This window comes from Pseudogracilibacillus sp. ICA-222130 (genome assembly GCF_037892545.1).
In the GTDB taxonomy this organism is placed as follows: domain Bacteria; phylum Bacillota; class Bacilli; order Bacillales; family Amphibacillaceae; genus Pseudogracilibacillus.
On sequence record NZ_JBBKBG010000014.1, the window covers coordinates 1 to 19,686 of the forward strand.

19 protein-coding genes are annotated in these 19,686 nt (G+C 36.5%); 2 read left to right on the top strand and 17 right to left on the bottom strand.

Going from position 1 to position 19,686, the window contains the following annotated elements:
• The first annotated feature begins 84 nt into the window (after positions 1 to 84).
• On the top strand, positions 85 to 876 hold the full coding sequence (fdhD, locus tag WKT09_RS07385) for a formate dehydrogenase accessory sulfurtransferase FdhD (protein ID WP_340415431.1): 792 nt from the start codon (positions 85 to 87) through the stop codon (positions 874 to 876).
• 366 nt (positions 877 to 1,242) lie between these two features.
• On the opposite strand, the gene WKT09_RS07390 is transcribed toward fdhD, so the two are convergent.
• The 10 genes from WKT09_RS07390 to WKT09_RS07435 form a co-directional block, all read right to left on the bottom strand.
• Positions 1,243 to 1,665, bottom strand: a complete 423-nt coding sequence (locus WKT09_RS07390; protein ID WP_340415432.1) for a hemerythrin domain-containing protein — start codon at positions 1,663 to 1,665, stop codon at positions 1,243 to 1,245.
• A 21-nt stretch (positions 1,666 to 1,686) separates the two neighbouring features.
• Positions 1,687 to 3,183, bottom strand: coding sequence for a nitrate/nitrite transporter (locus tag WKT09_RS07395; protein ID WP_340415433.1), 1,497 nt, complete (start codon positions 3,181 to 3,183; stop codon positions 1,687 to 1,689).
• A 125-nt stretch (positions 3,184 to 3,308) separates the two neighbouring features.
• Positions 3,309 to 3,824 carry a hemerythrin domain-containing protein gene (locus WKT09_RS07400; protein WP_340415434.1) on the bottom strand — a complete coding sequence of 172 codons (516 nt, stop codon included), beginning with the start codon at positions 3,822 to 3,824 and terminating at the stop codon, positions 3,309 to 3,311.
• Positions 3,825 to 3,841: 17 nt separating this feature from the next.
• Positions 3,842 to 4,489 (bottom strand): response regulator transcription factor, encoded by a 648-nt coding sequence (locus WKT09_RS07405; RefSeq protein WP_340415435.1) that lies wholly within the window; start codon positions 4,487 to 4,489, stop codon positions 3,842 to 3,844.
• Complete coding sequence (locus tag WKT09_RS07410; RefSeq protein ID WP_340415436.1) at positions 4,490 to 5,551, bottom strand: sensor histidine kinase; 1,062 nt, start codon at positions 5,549 to 5,551, stop codon at positions 4,490 to 4,492.
• Entirely contained in the window at positions 5,548 to 6,000 is a 453-nt protein-coding gene (locus tag WKT09_RS07415; RefSeq protein ID WP_340415437.1) for a GAF domain-containing protein, read from the bottom strand. The genes WKT09_RS07410 and WKT09_RS07415 overlap by 4 nt, the downstream gene beginning before the upstream one ends.
• 175 nt (positions 6,001 to 6,175) lie before the next feature.
• Positions 6,176 to 6,859, bottom strand: a complete 684-nt coding sequence (gene narI / locus WKT09_RS07420; RefSeq protein WP_340415438.1) for a respiratory nitrate reductase subunit gamma — start codon at positions 6,857 to 6,859, stop codon at positions 6,176 to 6,178.
• Positions 6,846 to 7,421, bottom strand: coding sequence for a nitrate reductase molybdenum cofactor assembly chaperone (gene narJ, locus WKT09_RS07425; RefSeq protein ID WP_340415439.1), 576 nt, complete (start codon positions 7,419 to 7,421; stop codon positions 6,846 to 6,848). The genes narI and narJ overlap by 14 nt, the downstream gene beginning before the upstream one ends.
• On the bottom strand, positions 7,414 to 8,955 hold the full coding sequence (gene narH / locus WKT09_RS07430; RefSeq protein WP_340415440.1) for a nitrate reductase subunit beta: 1,542 nt from the start codon (positions 8,953 to 8,955) through the stop codon (positions 7,414 to 7,416). Before narH ends, narJ begins: the two co-directional genes overlap by 8 nt.
• A complete protein-coding gene (locus WKT09_RS07435; protein ID WP_340415441.1) occupies positions 8,945 to 12,622 on the bottom strand; it encodes a nitrate reductase subunit alpha in 3,678 nt (1,225 codons plus the stop codon). Before WKT09_RS07435 ends, narH begins: the two co-directional genes overlap by 11 nt.
• Positions 12,623 to 12,952: 330 nt before the next feature.
• Between WKT09_RS07435 and WKT09_RS07440 the strand changes: the two genes are divergently transcribed.
• The gene (locus tag WKT09_RS07440) at positions 12,953 to 14,137 is read left to right on the top strand and encodes a hypothetical protein (RefSeq protein WP_340415442.1); all 1,185 of its coding nucleotides are present in this window, start codon (positions 12,953 to 12,955) and stop codon (positions 14,135 to 14,137) included.
• A gap of 233 nt (positions 14,138 to 14,370) precedes the next feature.
• Here WKT09_RS07440 and moaA read toward each other — a convergent pair whose 3' ends face one another.
• The 7 genes from moaA to WKT09_RS07475 all read right to left on the bottom strand — a co-directional run bounded on the left by moaA (position 14,371) and on the right by WKT09_RS07475 (position 19,681).
• Entirely contained in the window at positions 14,371 to 15,381 is a 1,011-nt protein-coding gene (gene moaA, locus WKT09_RS07445; protein WP_340415443.1) for a GTP 3',8-cyclase MoaA, read from the bottom strand.
• Positions 15,366 to 15,959 carry a molybdenum cofactor guanylyltransferase gene (locus WKT09_RS07450; protein WP_340415444.1) on the bottom strand — a complete coding sequence of 198 codons (594 nt, stop codon included), beginning with the start codon at positions 15,957 to 15,959 and terminating at the stop codon, positions 15,366 to 15,368. Before WKT09_RS07450 ends, moaA begins: the two co-directional genes overlap by 16 nt.
• A 16-nt stretch (positions 15,960 to 15,975) precedes the next feature.
• Positions 15,976 to 16,476 (bottom strand): molybdopterin-guanine dinucleotide biosynthesis protein B, encoded by a 501-nt coding sequence (mobB, locus tag WKT09_RS07455; RefSeq protein WP_340415445.1) that lies wholly within the window; start codon positions 16,474 to 16,476, stop codon positions 15,976 to 15,978.
• Positions 16,464 to 17,714, bottom strand: coding sequence for a molybdopterin molybdotransferase MoeA (locus WKT09_RS07460; RefSeq protein WP_340415446.1), 1,251 nt, complete (start codon positions 17,712 to 17,714; stop codon positions 16,464 to 16,466). The genes mobB and WKT09_RS07460 overlap by 13 nt, the downstream gene beginning before the upstream one ends.
• Positions 17,715 to 17,720: 6 nt before the next feature.
• The gene (locus WKT09_RS07465) at positions 17,721 to 18,368 is read right to left on the bottom strand and encodes a hypothetical protein (protein WP_340415447.1); all 648 of its coding nucleotides are present in this window, start codon (positions 18,366 to 18,368) and stop codon (positions 17,721 to 17,723) included.
• Positions 18,369 to 18,667: 299 nt separating this feature from the next.
• The gene (locus tag WKT09_RS07470; protein WP_340415448.1) at positions 18,668 to 19,015 is read right to left on the bottom strand and encodes a hypothetical protein; all 348 of its coding nucleotides are present in this window, start codon (positions 19,013 to 19,015) and stop codon (positions 18,668 to 18,670) included.
• 75 nt (positions 19,016 to 19,090) lie between these two features.
• Entirely contained in the window at positions 19,091 to 19,681 is a 591-nt protein-coding gene (locus tag WKT09_RS07475) for a lysophospholipid acyltransferase family protein (protein ID WP_445324006.1), read from the bottom strand.
• Between the last annotated feature and the right edge of the window lie 5 nt (positions 19,682 to 19,686).

The following is a 19,686-nucleotide window of genomic DNA, read 5'->3' on the forward strand; positions in this document are numbered from 1 at the left end:
ACTAACTAGAGCAATATTTTTAAATATGCTACACTAATTGTATAAAAAAAGGTTTGTTTCAATTGGAAGGGGAGAGAAAATTCAATGGATAAAAAGGTATATGAACAGTGGGACACAACGAGGTATACACTCAATCAATCGTATACTTTTGATGATACAATTGCCATTGAATTCCCTTTTACGATTTTCATTCAAGGAGAAGAGTTTGCAACAATTGTTTGTACTCCAACTCATATAGAAGAACTTACCATAGGTTTTCTTGCATCTGAAGGGATTATTTTACAAATAACAGATATCACATCCATTCAAATAGATGAAACAAAAGGCTTCGTCTACGTAGAACTGCATAAAACGATGCCGATGGTGGAACAGGATCATTCTAAACGGTTTATCGGTTCATGTTGTGGAAAAAGTCGACAATTTTATTTCAAGAGTGATGCTCGAACAGCGAGAACGATTTATACGACGACTTCTGTTACGGTGGCACAATGTGTGAAATTAATGAATGATATGCAAGAGCATTCCGAGTTATTTAAAGCAACAGGTGGCGTGCATAATACAGCACTTGCAACACCTGATGCCATCATTACTATTAGAGAAGATATTGGAAGACATAATGCGTTAGATAAAATATATGGACATATGTTGCAACATCATATTCGACCAACTGATAAAATTATTGTTTTTAGTGGGCGACTTTCTTCCGAAGCCTTATTAAAAGTATCTAAAATGGGAATCGGTATTATTATATCGAATGCCGCACCGACAAACTTAGCTTTACAGTTAGCGAATGATTTACAAATTACTACTATTGGATTTGTTCGAAATGAACAAATGAATGTATACACATATCCAGAACGAGTCAAAGAAGGGTAATTTTCTTTGACACAAAAGGAACGAGCGTATATACCTTTTTAAAACGAACATAAACAACACGTGAGAGGTATACAAAAGTTCCATATGTACTAAGACCAAATACGGTCCGACACTAGCATAGAAAATCTTCCTTCCATATACTAGACAAACTCGTCTATTTATTTAGAAAAAGTAATGAGTTGGAGACAAAAGTGAGGCACAGTTTTTACATATAAACAATCACCTCTTCCACAATGTACAAACCCTTTATGAGTTAATGGTTCGTATTTCGTACTAACTGGATAGTTTGTCTCACACTCATCTTTTTCATTTTGTATATGCGTGGTACACACCAATTGCACCTACATATACATGTATTCATATCGTTTAATGTTCATGCGGGAACAATAATCTTTCTTCATCCCGACTATGAATCTCGTTCACATGAATAAGTGTAAATAACTTTTGAATAATTTGATCATTTATTCCTTCGTTTTTTCTTTCTATCTCGATATCTTTTACGATAATCCGTAATAATTCATGATCTCTTTCCAATTGAATAACAGCACGTTCTAAAGACGGATCATTTGTTACAACTTCTTCGTAAAATCCTGACTCTTCTGCATCTGCATGACTTATGATTCTCGTTTTCCAATAATCAATCACATCATCTAATGCGTTTTCCGCTTCTTCTAGTTTCTTTTCCCACCAAAGCGATAAAAAGGTTTCTGTTTTTTCGATTGCACCAGACAATCCACCATCATGAATTGCTCGATGTGCATGTAATTGTTTCAATGCTGGTCCAGCCATTTGTCTCCACCTTTCTTTTTTTTATAATTCCTCATCTGTAATATCTGTAAAGGTACCGACATAACGAACATCTTCGCCAGCACCATCTTTTACAGCACTAATATTTAACCACTCTAAATATTCTTCACCATCTTTTTTCTTATTCCAAATAGCCCCTTGCCACATTCCTGTTTCATGGATACTCTGCCACATTTCATCATAAAACGTCTTATCTTGACGTCCCGTTTTTAAGATAGCTGGCGTTTTTCCGATTGCTTCTGCTTCTGTATAGCCTGTTAACATCGTAAAGGCAGGATTAATGGCTAAAATGGTGCCATTTCGATCCGTTACTAAAATCCCTTGCCCGGTAGAATTAAACACTTCATTTGCCACTTCTAATTTGTCTTGATAATGCATGCTAATGACGATGACTAAACTTGCTAATGAAACAGAAGATAACAGCATGAAACCAATCGAATATTGACCAGTGATTGAATAAATCGCTGCAAGTAATAATGGTGGGAAAAATCCTCCTAATCCTCCCATCATCGAAACGATACCGTTTACGATACCTGCCTGTTGTTGGAAATAATATGGGACGAGTTTAAAAATAACTCCATTTCCAATTCCCGCACTGATGGCAATCACGATACAACCGACACTATATAAAAAGATGGATGGAGAAAAGGCTAGTAACATAGCAGCTACTGTATATGTAACGAATACACCCATCAATAAAAATAAAGGTTGAAACTTATCACCTAACCAACCACCGACTGGGCGTAAAGCAGTAGCAACTGCAATGAATCCTGCCGTTCTCATCCCAGCATCTACTTTATCTAATTCAAAATAATCAACAAGAAAATTTGGTAAATAGACGGTAAATGCTACAAACGAACCGAAGGTGATAAAGTAAAATAAAGAAAAATACCATAGTTTTTCATTTTTATAGACAGATTTAATTTGCTTCATAATCGGCGCTCTCATTCGTTCTTCATTTCTATCACCGAAAACAAAGTTTAATAGTACAAAGATAAGCAGTAAAATTAAATATAATTTTACGGTCATCGACCAACCAATTTGTGTCGCAATAACCGGTGCAGCAAATGTAGAAATTGCGGTTCCAATATTCCCTGCTCCATAAATCCCATTCACAAATCCGTGTCTTTCTTTTGGATAATATTTCGGAAGAGATGTGACACCAACAGAAAAAACTGCTCCACCGATTCCTAAAAATAACCCACCAATCATTAAATCAATATAACTTGATGCCTCACTAATATAAAACACTGGAAATAACAATAAAATAAAACTAACGAGAAATACAATCCTTGCACCGAACACATTCGCATAATAGCCTAATGGAATACGTAAGATGGACCCTAAAACGACCGGAATCGCCGTTAAAATAGCAATTTTATCAGCTGGAATTTGAATATCCTCTTGAATAAATGGTAAGAGAGAAGAAATAATAACCCATACCATAAATCCGACGACTAAGTTTAATGTTTGTAATGGTAATTGCATTTTTTTAATCATAAGCTCACCTTTTCCTTAGGTAATGAATGGATAAGTATTAATTTCCCTATCTTTATTTTACCTAAAGGACAAACAGAAACGAATAAGGGAGTACCCTCTCTTACTTCGGGTATTCCCTTAACATATTAAATAATGAGCGTATTCACTTGTTCTAATAGTTTTTCTTTATCTGTTTCCCGCATCACTCGTTCGGCCATCGGAAATAACACCGATTCTTCTTTGACGAAATGCACTGTTAACACTTCAAATGCTTCTCCCGCATCTTTTACTAATGCCTTCATATCAGCTAATGATAATGTGTCTAAGGACATTCTCGTATGATGTAAAAAATGACCGATATAGGCATCAATTTCTGCATGTTCCTCTTCAATCGATAATATTGGTCCTTGTTCCAATCCAATATATTGCCCTAATAGCGGGAAGAAATATTTTTCTTCTTTTTCTGTATGATTTTTTAATGGATCAATAAAAGCAATCAATTGTTTGCGTAATGTTTGAAATGCTTCCCTACCTGTCGTTTCATCGTACATATCATGTTCAAAATGTAAAATGATTTCATGCCACTCATCCATTACATATGTTAAATAACGATGTTCATTTTCTAAGATTCTTAAAGCTTTATCTTTCGTCTGAAATTGCATCGGCTAGTAGCCTCCCTTTAAAAGTCTAATAACTTTTTCTTAAATGCATATTCGACTAGCTCTGGACGTGTTTTTAAGTGAAGCTTGTCCATTATTTTCGCTTTATGTGCTTCCACTGTTTTTACGGAAATAAATAACCTTTCTGCGATATCTTTATTGCCATACCCTTTGGCAACGAGTGGTAAAATTTCTAATTCACGTTTGGATAAAACGTGAAATGGATCATCTGGTGCGTGGCTTTTATTTTCTTCAACATACTCTTTGACAAGTGATGTTGCCATTTTCGGATGAATGTATGTTCCACCATCATGTACAACGCGTATTGCATGTACTAATTCTTTATCAGGAGCATTTTTTAAAATATATCCAGATGCACCACTTTTTAAGACGTGAAACATATACTCTTCTTCATCGTACATCGTTAAAATTAATATTTTAGTATTTGGAAAATCTGCATGGATTTTGCCCGTCGTAATTAGCCCACTTTCTCCTGGTGGCATACTAATATCAAGCAATAAAATATCCGGTTCGTATTTCGCAACTTTTTGGTATGCCTCCATTCCATCTGCTGCCGTTGCAACGACTTCCATATCTTCTTGATAATTAAGGATCATCGAAAATCCACTTCGAACGACAGCGTGATCATCCGCTATGACGATTTTCACTTATATTCCCCCTTCAATTGGCACAGATAAGACGACCTTTGTTCCTTTGCCAATTTCTGTATCGATCTGTATGGTTCCATTGACGAGTGCTGTCCGTTCTTTCATGCCAAATAACCCTAAACCTGTTCCTTTCGCGTTATAGTTCGCCAAATTAAATCCGTTCCCTTGGTCAATAATATGCAATATTACGTTGTCTTCGGCTTCATATAGATGGACAAAAATTTCATCTACATTGGCATATTTTAAAGCATTCAATATAGCTTCTTGTCCGACACGATAGATGACTGTTTCCATCTCACTATTGTACCGTTGTCCGTTAATTTCAGATGTGTAATGAATTTCCAAACCGTAATTTTTTTCAATCCAACTAAAATGAGAGCGAAAGGCAGCTTCAATACCTAGATCATCTAGAGATGCTGGCCTTAATTCTACAGACATATTGCTAATATCATCTAATAAACGGGATAAAGAACCTTCTATTTGTTGTAATCTTTCATGGACTGCTTCTTCATTAGGTAAATATTTGACTAACTGAATCTCCAATAAAGAGCTAAGCACTTCTTGAGCGACACTATCATGTAGCTCCCGGGATATTCGTTTCCGTTCATCTTCTTGTGCTTTGATCACTTTTTTTACTGTCGTATTTTCTAATAATTTATTATGTGTTTCCATCTGTTTTGTTAACGGTCTTAACATAAGCATTTTGATTCCATATTGTTCATCGATGGTTTGAAAACTCGCAGCATAAGGGACAATTCCTTCATTTTTTGTATTTAAAAATAATTGAAAAGAGCTAAAATCCCTTGATTTCTCATGAAAATAACAAGATTTACACGTGACTAATGCCTCTTCACTTGTATATCCATGACAAGTTAAGCAAATCGCATTCGTTTCTCCAAGAAACATTTTTTCTATCACTTCTATATCGACAATTTGCTTTGCTGCATTGTTCAAATGGACGAGGTTACCGACAACATTAAAAAAGAAAATCGCTTCCGAACAATTGTCATACATTTTCAATAAGTAATTATGCAAGGACGACGAAGGAACTGTTTGCTTCATTTGGTGATCATCTCCTTATGATAAATATATTGAAAATCCGCTTCTATGTTCTCTAATATTTTATCATAAAGTTCTACTGTCATTTTGTCTTTTTCTCGAAAACCTAACAAAACAACCCCTTTTACTCGATTTTGTTCGTAAAGTGGGATCGCACACATACTTTTTATTTTTTCAGATACGATTATTGGATAATTAAATAACGTATCCTCTGTAAAGGCTGCTTCCGTGTTTTCCACATGCATTGGTTTACCTGTTTTATAGACGATGCCTGCGATTCCCTTTCCGGATTTTAATACGATTCGCTTAAATCTTTCTGCAATATTTCCGACTGCATATTCCCATCTTAAATTTGTTTCATATGGTTGCATATATACATTTGTCACAGCGACAAAGTCTAATGCATATTTTTCTTTTATATTTTCTATCATTCGTTGAATCGACCTTGCCATTCTACTTCCTCCTCTGAGCACTCCGTTACCCTGTCCCTAGTGTACACGATAATAGAGTAGTCGAAAAATATTTACCTAGAGGAACTATTGTAAAAAACGCCAAAATAATACTTCCCCCTTGTACCTCTGTTAGCTTGAATAGAGTTGTATATATTTCGACGTATTATCATATAAATTATGTTCGGTTTTTTCGATAAATAATATAACTTCTTCCGATATAGTTTAACGGTACACTCCACACGTGAACGAGTCTCGTAAATGGCCACATTCCAAAAATAAAGAAACCTGATAATACATGTAATTTAAATGCGAGTGGAACAGATTGCATTAAAGATGCATCTGGACGTAATAAAAATAATTGACGAAACCAGACAGAAATAGTTTCACGGTAATCAAAATCAGGTTGTACAGTATTTGTTACGATTGTGGCATACATACCCATAAAAACAATAAATAATAAAACAACATTTACGATTAAATCAGATGTCGTACTTAATTTGCGTACGTTTTTTTTCGTAAATCGTCTTGAGGTTAAAATAATCATCCCGAGCAATGTTATAAACCCAAAAAAGCTACCGATATATACAGCTCCTAAATGGTATAAATGATCATTCACACCGATTGCATTCATCCATGATTTCGGTATTCCCAATCCTGATACATGCCCTAAAATAACTGGAAAGATACCGATATGAAACAAAAGACTTCCGATCATTAATTGTTTTTTCTCAATAAATTCACTTGATTTTGCCGTCCAACTAAATTGATCTGTTCGATACCTAAATATATGTCCGACAATAAATGTAACGATACATATATATGGGAAAATTACCCACAAAAGCTGGTCAATCATGTTCATTTGACATGACCTCCTCTTGTAAACACGACTTCAATGTTTCACGAAATCCTTTTACGAGTGGATAGTACACACTATCTATTTCCTCCAACCCTTGTAATAAATGATAGGTGCCATCCTCTAATACGGCCATTAAAATGTTGAAGCTATCTTCCGCTCTATCATCTCCTAGCCATTCGGCTGCATATAAAAATTCACTTATGAGTGGCAAGTAATCTGATAACTCGCCACTCGGCATCTTTAGCCCAAACATTTCATACATGACTTTTAACTTTGCTAACATTTGTCCGCGTTCTTTCGCATCTTCAAATTTGAAAAATGTCATATAAAGGGTTGCTTTTTTATGAAAATCAAATGTTTGTACATATAATTCTTGTAACTGTTCTAAGCTATACGATTGTACGTTTTCCCAATATTGTTTTATGAATGGATATGCTGGATCATCTACTTGAATACTTTCTTCCAACAACTTCGGATGGTAAGTGCTCTTTTCTGGATAAGTTAATTGTTGTGCAAAAAATCCAAATGCTGTTTTCTGACTGTACAATTTTTCTAAGTTAATCACGCCAAATCCCCCCATAGAAATTTTCCTCATAAATTTCTTTTCCAGATTTTTTCGGCGGATTTGGGGAAGCAGGTCCACATCCATCACAACCCATATCATATCCCATCGAACCCTGTGCACGATATGGATCCATATATCCTTCCCGGTGTGAGGTTGGAACGACAAAGCGATCTTCATATTTTGCAATTGCTAGTAATCGGTACATCTGTTGCGTTTGGTGTGCTGTTAAACCGACACGATCTAACCGACTTTCATCAAAATCTTTTCCAGATGATCGTGCTCGCATATATGAACGCATCATCGCCATTCGTTGTAATGATTCCTTCACAGACTTTGTATCACCAGCCGTAAGCATATTCGCTAAATACTGAATTGGTGTCCGCATTTCTTCAATAGCAGGAAAAATCATGTCAGGATTTTTAATGGAATCTTTTCCTTCAAAATAACTCATAATCGGGCTTAATGGTGGTACATACCAAACCATTGGCAATGTACGATATTCTGGGTGTAATGGAAATGCTAATTTATATTCGATTGCTAATTTATAAACGGGTGAATTTTGTGCTGCTTCAATCCACTCCTCGGCAATTCCGTCTTTTCTCGCTTGCTTCACTATTTCAGGATCATTCGGATCTAAAAATAAATCGCACTGTGCTTCATATAAATCTTTCTCATCTGGAGTCGACGCAACTTCTAACACACGGTCCGCATCGTATAATAAAACACCTAAATAGCGAATTCGCCCTGTACAAGTTTCGGAACAAACCGTTGGTAGTCCAGATTCAATTCTTGGATAACAAAAGGTGCATTTTTCCGCTTTATTCGTTTGCCAGTTAAAATATACTTTTTTGTACGGGCACCCTGTCATACAGTAACGCCAACCACGACATGCTTCTTGATCGACTAATACAATTCCATCCTCATCACGCTTATACATCGCACCAGATGGACATGATGCAACACAACTCGGATTTAAACAATGCTCACAAAGACGTGGTAAATACATCATGAACGATTTTTCAAAATTGAATTTGATTTCCTCTTCAATTTTTTGGATATTTGGATCTTGAGGACCTGTAATATGTGCTCCAGCTAAATCATCTTCCCAGTTCGGTCCCCATTCTAAATCCATTTTTTCGCCTGTTACAGCTGATTTTGCACGTGCAACCGGGGTATGTTTCTTTTCCGGTGCCGTCGTTAAACTTTCATAATCATATGTCCATGGTTCATAGTAATCTTCCATTTCAGGCATATCTGGATTATAAAAAATCTTTCCTAATGCGACCTTAGACATTTTCGAACCTGATTTTAGTTCGAGTTTGCCGTTTCGCATTTGCCAGCCGCCCTTATAATGTTCTTGGTCTTCCCAACGTTTTGGATACCCAATTCCTGGTTTCGTCTCAACGTTGTTAAACCACATATATTCAGCACCTTTCCGATTCGTCCAAGTGCTCTTACATGTCACACTACACGTATGACAACCAATACATTTATCTAAGTTCATGACCATTGCTATTTGCGCTTTAATCTTCAAGCCAATTTACCTCCTTCATCTTGCGGACAGCCACATACCCGTCACGTTGGTTTCCTATTGGACCGTAATAGTTAAATCCGTAACTTAATTGGGCATAGCCCCCAACCATTTGTGTCGGTTTTACATGTATTTTCGTTGGTGCATTATGGCTTCCACCTCGTTGTTCGGTAATGTCAGAACCTGGAACTTGAATATGCTTATCTTGAGCATGATACATAAACATCGTTCCTTTTGGCATACGGTGGCTTACGACTGCTCGAGCTGTTACAACACCGTGGCGGTTATATACTTCTAACCATTCGTTATCGTCAATATCATGTTCTTTTGCATCTACATCACTAATCCAAACGGTTGGACCACCACGGAATAATGTCAACATATGCAAGTTATCTTGATACGTACTATGGATATTCCATTTTCCATGTGGTGTTAAATAACGTAAGACAAGTGCATCTTTTCCACCGACCACTTTCTTATCGTTTGCCCCAAAAACAAGTGGTGGCAATGTTGGTTTATACACAGGGAGTGATTCCCCATACTGTATAAAGATTTCATGATCGATATAGAAATGCTGTCTTCCAGTCAACGTTCGGAATGGAACCAATCGTTCAATATTCGTCGTAAATGGCGAATACCTTCTACCAGCTTTATTCGATCCACTAAATACAGGTGTCGGAATGACCTCTCTCGGTTGCACTGTAATATTTTCAAACGTAATTTTTTCGGCGGCACGGTCTGCTGATATATCTTTTAACTCCATTCCTGTTATGCCTTCTGCAGTTTCCCACGCTTTTTGAGATACGTTTCCATTCGTCGCAGAAGATAGATGTAATACGGCATTTATCGCTTGTTTTGCCGTCCGCATCATCGGTAAACCATTTTTGATTGTTTCATCAAAATGTGTGCCGTTTATTTTCTTTATATCGTCATACTCTTCTTCTACCGGGAACGCAACACCGTGCGCACCAATTTTCCCTTTTTCAAGTAATGGACCTAACGAAACAAATTTGTCATAAATTTTCGTGTAATCTCGCTCTACAACAGAGAAATTCGGCATCGTTTTACCTAAAATTGGTTCAATTTCGCCTTTCTTCCAATCTTTTACTTCCCCTAACGGTTGCGATATTTCACTCTTCGTATCATGTGCAAGTGGTGTTGTAACAAGGTCTTTATAAATACCTGGTAAATGTTCCTCCGCCATTTCACTAAACGTTTCCGCTAAAGAACGATAAATATCCCAATCTGATCTAGACTCCCATAACGGATCAACCGCTGGATTAAATGGGTGTACAAATGGGTGCATATCTGTGGAAGAAATATCATCTTTTTCATACCATGTTGCAGCAGGAAGAACGATATCAGAATATAAAGGGGTCGAAGTCATTCGAAAATCTAAAGAAACGAGTAAATCTAATTTTCCTTCGACATCTTCTCGCCAAACAATTTCTTCTGGTTTGTCATCTTCATTTGCTGAGGCGAGCAATCCATCTGAAGCACCTAGTAAATGCTTCATAAAATATTCTTGTCCTTTTGCCGAACTTGAAATAAGGTTCGAACGCCAAACAAATAGTGATTTCGGGAAGTTTTCTGGTGAATCTGGGTCTTCCACTGCTGCTTTCACTTCTCCTGTAACGACTTGTTCATATGCATGTTGAATAATATCCTCTTCTGACGTCTTTCCTTCTTGAGCCGCTTCTTCGGCGAACAACAAACTATTTTTATTAAATTGTGGATAAGATGGTAACCAACCAAGCCTTGCAGCTAGCACATTATAATCTGCTGGATGTTGATAACGGATGTCATCTGCAAGTGGGGATTTTAACGCATCTGTTCCACTTTCTTCATATTTCCATTGGTCTGTTGCAAAATAGAAAAATGATGTCGCATTTTGTTGACGTGCTTGTGCTTGCCAATCCTTTGCAAAAGCGATGGTAGACCATCCTTCAATCGGACGTACCTTTTCTTGTCCGACATAATGTGCCCAACCTCCACCATTGACACCTTGAGAAGCAGTTAAAATCACGAGATTTAAAATGGAACGATAAATCGTGTCACTATTAAACCAATGGTTAATTCCAGCTCCCATAATAATCATCGAACGACCATTTGTGTCGATAGCGTTTTGTGCAAACTCACGAGCAACTTGTACGACAACCGATGCTTTCACACTCGTAATGGTTTCTTGCCATGCCGGCGTATAATGCGATGTTTCATCCTCATAACTTTTAGCGTCGTATGGACTATTTAATCCGCGGTCTACTCCGTATTGGCTTAACATTAAATCATAGACCGTAGCAATTTTTTTCGTTGTACCATCTTGCAATGTAATCGTCTTTGTCGGAATATGTCTCGTAAATACACCATTTTCCTTTTGATCAAAAAATGGAAACACAATTTCTTCTATCGTCGCTTCACTATCTAACACGGACATTGCCGGATCAATAAATGTCCCATCTTCATTTTCTAATTGTAAATTCCATTTCGTCTCTTCTTCCCAACGTTGTCCCATCGTTCCATTTGGCACGATAATATCGTCTTTTATTTGATCAATAAGGAGTGGTTTCCAATCAGCATGCTCGGTTGCGTCGCCGAGATCACTTGCACGTAGGAAACGTCCAGCTTTATATTTTCCGTCATATTCATCTAACATGATTAAAAATGGCATATCCGTATATTGTTTCGCGTAATCAATAAACATTTTTTCTTCACGTTGTACATAAAATTCATCTAAAATAACATGTGTCATCGCTTGGGCTAATGCAGCATCTGTTCCTGGATTTGCCGGTAACCAATTGTCCGCAAACTTCACATTTTCCGCATGGTCTGGAGCAACCGAAACGACCTTTGCCCCTTTATAACGTACTTCTGTCATAAAATGTGCATCCGGTGTACGAGTTAATGGAACATTGGAGCCCCACATAATTAAATAACCCGTATTATACCAGTCAGATGACTCTGGAACATCCGTTTGCTCTCCCCAAATTTGTGGAGACGCAGGTGGTAAATCCGCATACCAATCATAGAAACTAAGCATTTCTCCACCTAGTAAACTAATAAAACGAGAACCAGCGGCATAACTAATCATCGACATCGCTGGAATAGGGGTAAACCCTGCAATACGATCTGGACCATATTTACGAATCGTATAAATTAATTGCGCACTAATTAGCTGCAATGCATCTTGCCAATCGACCCGTACATGTCCACCCTTTCCACGAACTTTTTTGTATGACATTGCCTTTTCTTCATCTTCCACTATACTTGCCCATGCATCAACAGGATTTTCATGTTCTTCCAAAGCCGCTTGCCATAAACGCCATAGTCGACCACGCATATATGGATATTTCACACGGAGTGGACTATATTCATACCAAGAAAAGGAGGCTCCACGCGGACATCCCCGAGGTTCAAATTCTGGCATTTCTGGTCCACATGATGGATAATCTATCTGTTGGTTTTCCCACGTAATAATTCCATTTTTCACAAATACTTTCCAACTACATGAACCAGTACAGTTTACCCCGTGTGTGGTTCGCACAACTTTGTCATGGGACCATCGTTCACGATACATATTCTCCCATTCTCTACTTTTCTCTTCTAAAATTGACCAGCTACCTGAATACTTTTCTGTCGGCTGAAAAAATTTCAACCCAAATTTTCGCTTCATACGGACTCATCATCCTTTCTATCTTAAACGTTACATCATTAAGGAAAATCAATACTTATTCATGGTTATATTCTTATTATCATATATACGAAAATACTAGACTATTAGGGAAACACCTATATAAGTAAGGTGTTTCCCTAAAATGGAGGAGGTACATATCCATTTAAAAGGAGATATATCATAAAAGACCTATGTTCATTTGTTATCGCCCCGTTACTTTTCTATCATCTTTTTCATTTTTCAAAATTCCCTCTAGCATTCTATTTTTCATTTCGGTAATATATAAATACGTTTTTAATGACAAGAGATACATACAAGGAGGAATTCATATTGAAGCAATTATTAAAATGGGCGGTCATCTGCTTTGCCGCTATCGTGCTCGTAAGTTGTAATACAACAAATAAAAATGAGGAGCCTAACGAGGAAAATAAGATAGAAGCAGAAAATGCAGGAAATAGTGAGGTCTTACAACAAGAAAACAACATAAATGAACCAAAAAACCCTGATGCACCTCTCATTGATACAGATAAAGCGATCAATCAACGTGAAGCTTTAGTTAATTTGTTTGAAGCTGCAAAAGACGAGCCAATCATAAGTATTCTAGAACCTGGTGATGACTATATGAATGTAAATATGTTTAATAGTCCGCAAGATGAAAAACAGCCAATTAGTGTAGAAACGTCAATTGACGTGACAGATGTCCTCGTGCAACTATTACAATCCCCTGTTTTAACAGAGTATGGAATCGAAACATTTATGGAAGAAAATGAGTCAGAAGCAACAAACATAAAGGAATTTTCTGAAAATGGAAAAGAAGGCATGTACTATCAATCAGATGAAGGCGTGTATGGCATGGCATTTGAATTTGATGGAAGGTTGTATAATCCACATATCTCAAATGTACAATCCACAGAAGATAAAGAAAAGATGCAAACATTGCTACAATTACTGACAAAATCAATGAATACAGAAAATGAAGGAGCATATAACCCGATCTATGACCATTTCACAATCGATTTAAATGAGGTTAAATTTCCATCATTTAATGAAGAACGTGTAGAAATGGAATCGATTGGTGTATTAAACAATCCATCTGAAGTCCCTTCTTCAAGACATACAAATGAAGTAAGAGCTTTTTATCATATCGAACATTTAACCTATGTTTTTCATGTTAGAGCAGAACAATTAGATATTTATGACGAAGATAGTAAGGAGACAGAATCTTTAAAGGCTGACGATGGTACAGAAGTAATCAAACATATGAGTATCAACGATGAGGACGAAGTAATTGACACTTCATATGAATGGAAGGATGGTTCCTATTACTATGTTATCAACACTTCTGATACGGAAGATTTATTATCAGATGACGAAATCCTTACAATCATCGACTCGACTATTAACGATGAAAGAGAATTTGACCATCTCGACTCCTTTCAAAATTTAGACAAAGACTTTTCGTTATCAAAAGAGGAAAAAGAGTTAGCGAAAATTATTAAAGAATTTGCTTCCTAATAAAAATAGTTTGGAACATACATTAAGATAGGTCCTTACAATACGAATCATGCATGTTACATAACTAAAAAAAGAAATGTACGGTTATTTTTAGCGAGGAGCTGCTAAGTCTCTTATAGTCTATAACTTATTGAGACTTAGCAAAGCTTTTTCTCCCAAAGAAATTTTTGTACATTTCTTTTTTGAATTATCACTCGTATTTCATGGTAATTTGTTGATCCAAATTCGATTATTTATCCACCTATATAACTCATATTTATTTTCTTACGTTTTTTCGCAGTTTCTTCGGTTCGTTCATCAGAATAACGATCGATTCGATTTTCCCACACCTTCGTTAATGCCTCTAATAACTGTTCGTCTGAATATCCATTACGAACGAGTTCTTTTATATCAAACCCACTTGATGCGAATAAACATGTATATATTTTCCCTTCAGAAGAGAGCCGTGCGCGCGTACAAGAAGAACAAAATGATTCCGAAACAGAAGTAATAAAACCGACCTCAGCTCCATTATCTTTATATCGATATCGTTTCGCAACTTCCCCGAAATAACTCGCTTCTACTGGTTCTAAATCAAAATTTTCGTTAAGCATATCGTATATTTCCTTTTTAGAAACGACACGTTCAAAACTCCATGCATTGTCATTTCCAACATCCATAAATTCAATATATCGTAAAGTAATTCCTCGTTCTTTAAAATAAGTAGCCATCGGGATTATTTCTCGTTCGTTGACCCCTTTTTGAACGACCATATTTACTTTGATTTCGAAACCAATTTCTTTGGCAAGATCAATATTTTTTAATACGATATCTGGAGTCGTTCCACGCCCATTCATTTTACCAAAAACCTTTTTTGATAATGCATCTAAACTAATGTTAAGACGACGTAATCCTGCATCAAATAAAGGCTGGGCATGTTTTCCAAGCATCACTGCGTTCGTCGTTAATCCGATATCATGAATTCCTTCAATCGCGTGTAATTTTTTGATTAAGTTTGGTAAGTCTTGGCGAAGTAAAGGTTCTCCACCAGTTAATCGTAATTTTTCTACACCTAGCGATGCAAATAATTCACTTAAACGGATAATTTCTTCGAATGTTAATAACTCCTCTTTCGGTAAAAATGCGTAATCATCCCCAAATATTTCCTTCGGCATACAATATGTGCATCGAAAATTACACCGGTCTGTCACCGAAATACGTAAATCACGAATGGGCCGACCAAATTTGTCTACAATCGGTTCCATACTTCCAACCTCCTCTCTTCTTCCTTCGTATTAATATTGGAAAATATATGTGCTTCATCGGTTAATGCCTTTCCTTGTACCATATGTACATATGGCTCTTTTAGTACGGTTCTTATTTTATATTGTTTTTGCATGAGCGCTTCATAAATCCGTTGTTTCATCGATCTGTCCCAAATAGAAACGAGCGGTTGAATATAATAATCTGTTTGTACTACTGTAACACCTTTTTTATGTTTTTCAATAAGTTTTTTAATGACATCTTTCTTCATTAACGGCATATCACAAGGTAAAACTACATATCGGTCCCCTTCTGACACTTCCATCGCACTATAAATACCAGCAAGTGGCCCACAACCAACAAACGGCTCTACATCCGTTATAGTAATGATATGTTTAGGAAATAATGGTTGTAACTCTTCTCGCGTTACAACGATGACCTCCTCACAAACATCATGTAAAATATCATAGGACCATGTATAAAAATATTTATTTTTCCACGTTGCAAAAGCTTTCGGTTCTCCATACCGACTAGACAATCCTCCAGCTAACAATATACCGATAAGACGTTCTTGTGCCATATACATATCCCTCAAATCAAAAAGCTTCTCTTAACCAACTACGTAACCAACTATTTAAACGGTCTTCGAATGTACGGGAAGCAATCGTTTCATATCGATCTGTTGCTACATCGCCTACAACAAGCACAATTCCATCGAGTTGTTGTAATGTTTCCCATTCTTCTTCTGTAGCAAGCACCACTTTCTTTCCTTGTTCTTCTTTAAATCCTTCCACTAAAATAATATCTGGTTCATCCCGTTTTGCAAGGGCAATTAATTCCTTATAAGAAGATTCTTTTTGCATAATTTGCTGTGTATAACCGCCCCCACTAACAAGTGACATATCCGCACCATGTGCAATATATTGCATGGAATCTTTCGCTTCGTCTGGCATCGCGAGTTTTGCTCCATGGCCATGATGTTTAATTGCCGCTACTTTATAACCTGATTCCTTTAAATATGAAATCCAGTTTTTCATTAATGTCGTTTTCCCACTATTTTTATATCCGACTACATGTAATATCTTTACAGTATCCATTGTGCAACACCCTGTTCTTGTCCTAATAATAATACATCAATTTCTGCGCCTTTTACATAGCCTTCAGAACCACTAGGTAAAACGATGATACAGTTTCCTCTAGCAATCGATGAAACAGCATTTGATTTATTAAAACCAGCAGGTGAAGCAACGATTTTTCCGTTTTGAATTTCCCAAGATGCGCGAATAAATCGTGTGAACGGATTGGCCTTTGTAAAGTCTTCCCCTAAAGATGCTTTCATCGTCGGTAAAAATAATTTTGTAGCCCCCATCATCTTTAATAAAGCTGGACGAGCGTATAGTTCAAAGCCAGTAAAACATGCAGATGGATTTCCTGAAAGGCCAAACAATAATTTATCGTCAAGTACAGCAACCGTTGTCACACTTCCCGGTCGCATCATAATTTTATCAAATAACACTGTCGCACCTAAACGTTCATAAATTTGCGGTAAATAATCATAATCCCCTACTGACACACCTCCTGTCGTCATTACGACGTCAGATTTTTCTAATGCTTCTTCTACTATTTTTGTACACGCATCTAAGTTATCCTCTGACATCCCGTAAGAAGTCGCTTGAATGCCCATTCGTTTGAGCTGTGCTTCTAGCATGGGACCATTTGAATTTCGAATTTTTCCTTCTTGTAACGGTTCATCGACATCTAATAACTCCGTGCCCGTCGATAAAATACTAACACGAGGTTTTTTTCCAACTTCGACATTTGCATAGCCAAATGTTGCTAATAATGCGCTCGTACCAGGATGAATTATATCCCCTGCCTCTATGAGCACTTCTCCTTCCTTAGCATCTTCACCTGTAAAAGAAATGTTTTGATGATACGTAATAGGTGTATCTATTGTAAAACCGTCATCTGTCGTTTCTGTATGCTCTAACATGATAATCGCATCGGCGCCTTCAGGTAATTTTGCCCCTGTCATGATTCGATACGCTTCAAAAGGTTGTAGTTTTTTTGTTCCGACATAACCTGCACCAATATCACCAATTTTTTTAAATGCAACCTTATTCGTTTTCGTTGCGTGTGCTGTATCTTCTGAGCGAACGGCATACCCGTCATATGCAGACCGATCAAATGGGGGAACTGGATGACTCGCAATGATCGGTGCGCGCAATACCCTCCCATATGCATCCTCAAGTTTGACAGTTTCACTATGTAATTGTGTTGTATGTGCTAATACCTTTTCAATTGCTTCATGTACTGGAATTGCTGTTCGAATCATCTTCCCTTATTCCCCTTTCTCTTTATTCGGAAAAAATGTATACGACCACGCGATTATCGTATCCACCACATAGATAACGAGCCATAAACGAACAATATTCATGACCATTTCGTGTTTATATGGCGCATGATGAATCGTCTCTTGTTCAAACCAAGACCAATCTTGTATATACGATAAAAAGTGTGTCGCCTTATCCCCATATAATTGCCAAAAAATAATGTTCGCAATAATTAATACGATTGTGTGCATATACCACCATAAACGGTAACGACGTGCAATATATGTAGGGTTTTGTTGTTTTTCCATTATTGCTCTATCTTTTTCAGTGAGCAAATCCACTTTACGCCATTTTCCTACTTTTTGTTTAATATAACGGTCCAGTTTTTTAAAATCACTGATTCCAAACGTACAAGCATATATAATAAAAATGCATACAACGATTTGAAATGTCTCGATTTCCCCTGTTTGTTGATAGTTTATGAAGGCAAGAATTCCTTCCAATAGAATAAACAATAAAAATAATAAGAGAAAAATTTGCCCTATTTTCACTCGATCAAACGCATAACGTAACAATAAAAATAGAAACAAAAAAATCCATGAGGCTATTTCTAGGAAAATAAAAACTTCCCATTGATACATTTGGAACCATTCCATCATAAAACCCCGCTTTGCTTTTATTTTATTGTACCAAACTGAACTTATAAATTCGAGATGGCGATAACAATATTTTTTATTAGTAGTAGATATCCCATTCCTTTAAAAATTACCTGTTATTATATTTCTCCTTTTCACCATACCATTGTTCCATCATTTCAAACATGTATCTTTATTTTGACATTTACGTGAACATCCTATAATTCTTTTATTTTTTAATATAAAAAGGGATTTCAGTATTAAATTGAACTGAAATCCCTTCCCATTTATGCTAGATTTTTCTAACACGTTATTCCTTATTATTCACCTTTTTTCGTACCTTCTGTAAATGCATATAGTCCTACAGATAAAACGAACACATACCCAATTACAATCCAGTAAATTAAGTTCGTTTCTTGTGTTTCTGCTGGTGCAGCATCTTCGTTTTCAGCATTTTTTTCATTTGTTTCTGCACCATCATTCGATGATTCCGCTTCATCATTCGTTTCCTCATTTGTTTCTGCGTTTGTTTCTGCATCTTCAGCTTGTTCGTTGACTGCTTCATTATTTTCAACATTTTCTTCATTTGCAAATACAGCTGTTGTAGGTACAATGAAACTCACTATTAAAGCGAACATTGCACCGAATGTTACTAACCTTTTTAACATGAAAGCACCATCCTCTATGTATTATGATTACAACAAAATTATACCATATATTACGAATTTTATGAAAAATAATATCTACTCTAACCCTTCTTGTAAATCTTTCATCGCTTTGTTTAAATCTTCCATTAAATAATCTAATGCCTCTTTTTTAGGCACATCTTTTCTTAAATGAATCGGCTCTCCAAAGGCAATTTTTGCACGTTTAAAACGAAATAACTCTTTAAAATTATTCGGTCCTACATATGCAGCTGGAATAATTGGAGACTTTGCATAACTTGCAATCGTCACTGCCCCACGTTTTAATGGTACATCTTCACTCGAGCGAGTTCCACTCGGAAATATACCGACAATTTTCCCGTCTTTAATTAAACGCATCGGTGTCTTAATGGAACTAGGTCCCGGGTTTTCTCGATCTACTGGAAATGCATTTAATTGTTCCATTAACCACTTTAACCCTTTCGACTCGAATAATTCCTTCTTCGCCATATAATTTATTTTCAGTGGTAGAATAGAAATCCCTAACCATAAAATATCCACCCATCCTGTATGTGTACACGCAATGACATAACCATCTTTTTTAGGTAATTTCTCTTTTCCGAACACTTTAATTGGGCCACCAAAAATCGATAAAATTACTTTTAAAACATATCCTGCAATATAATATATCATTC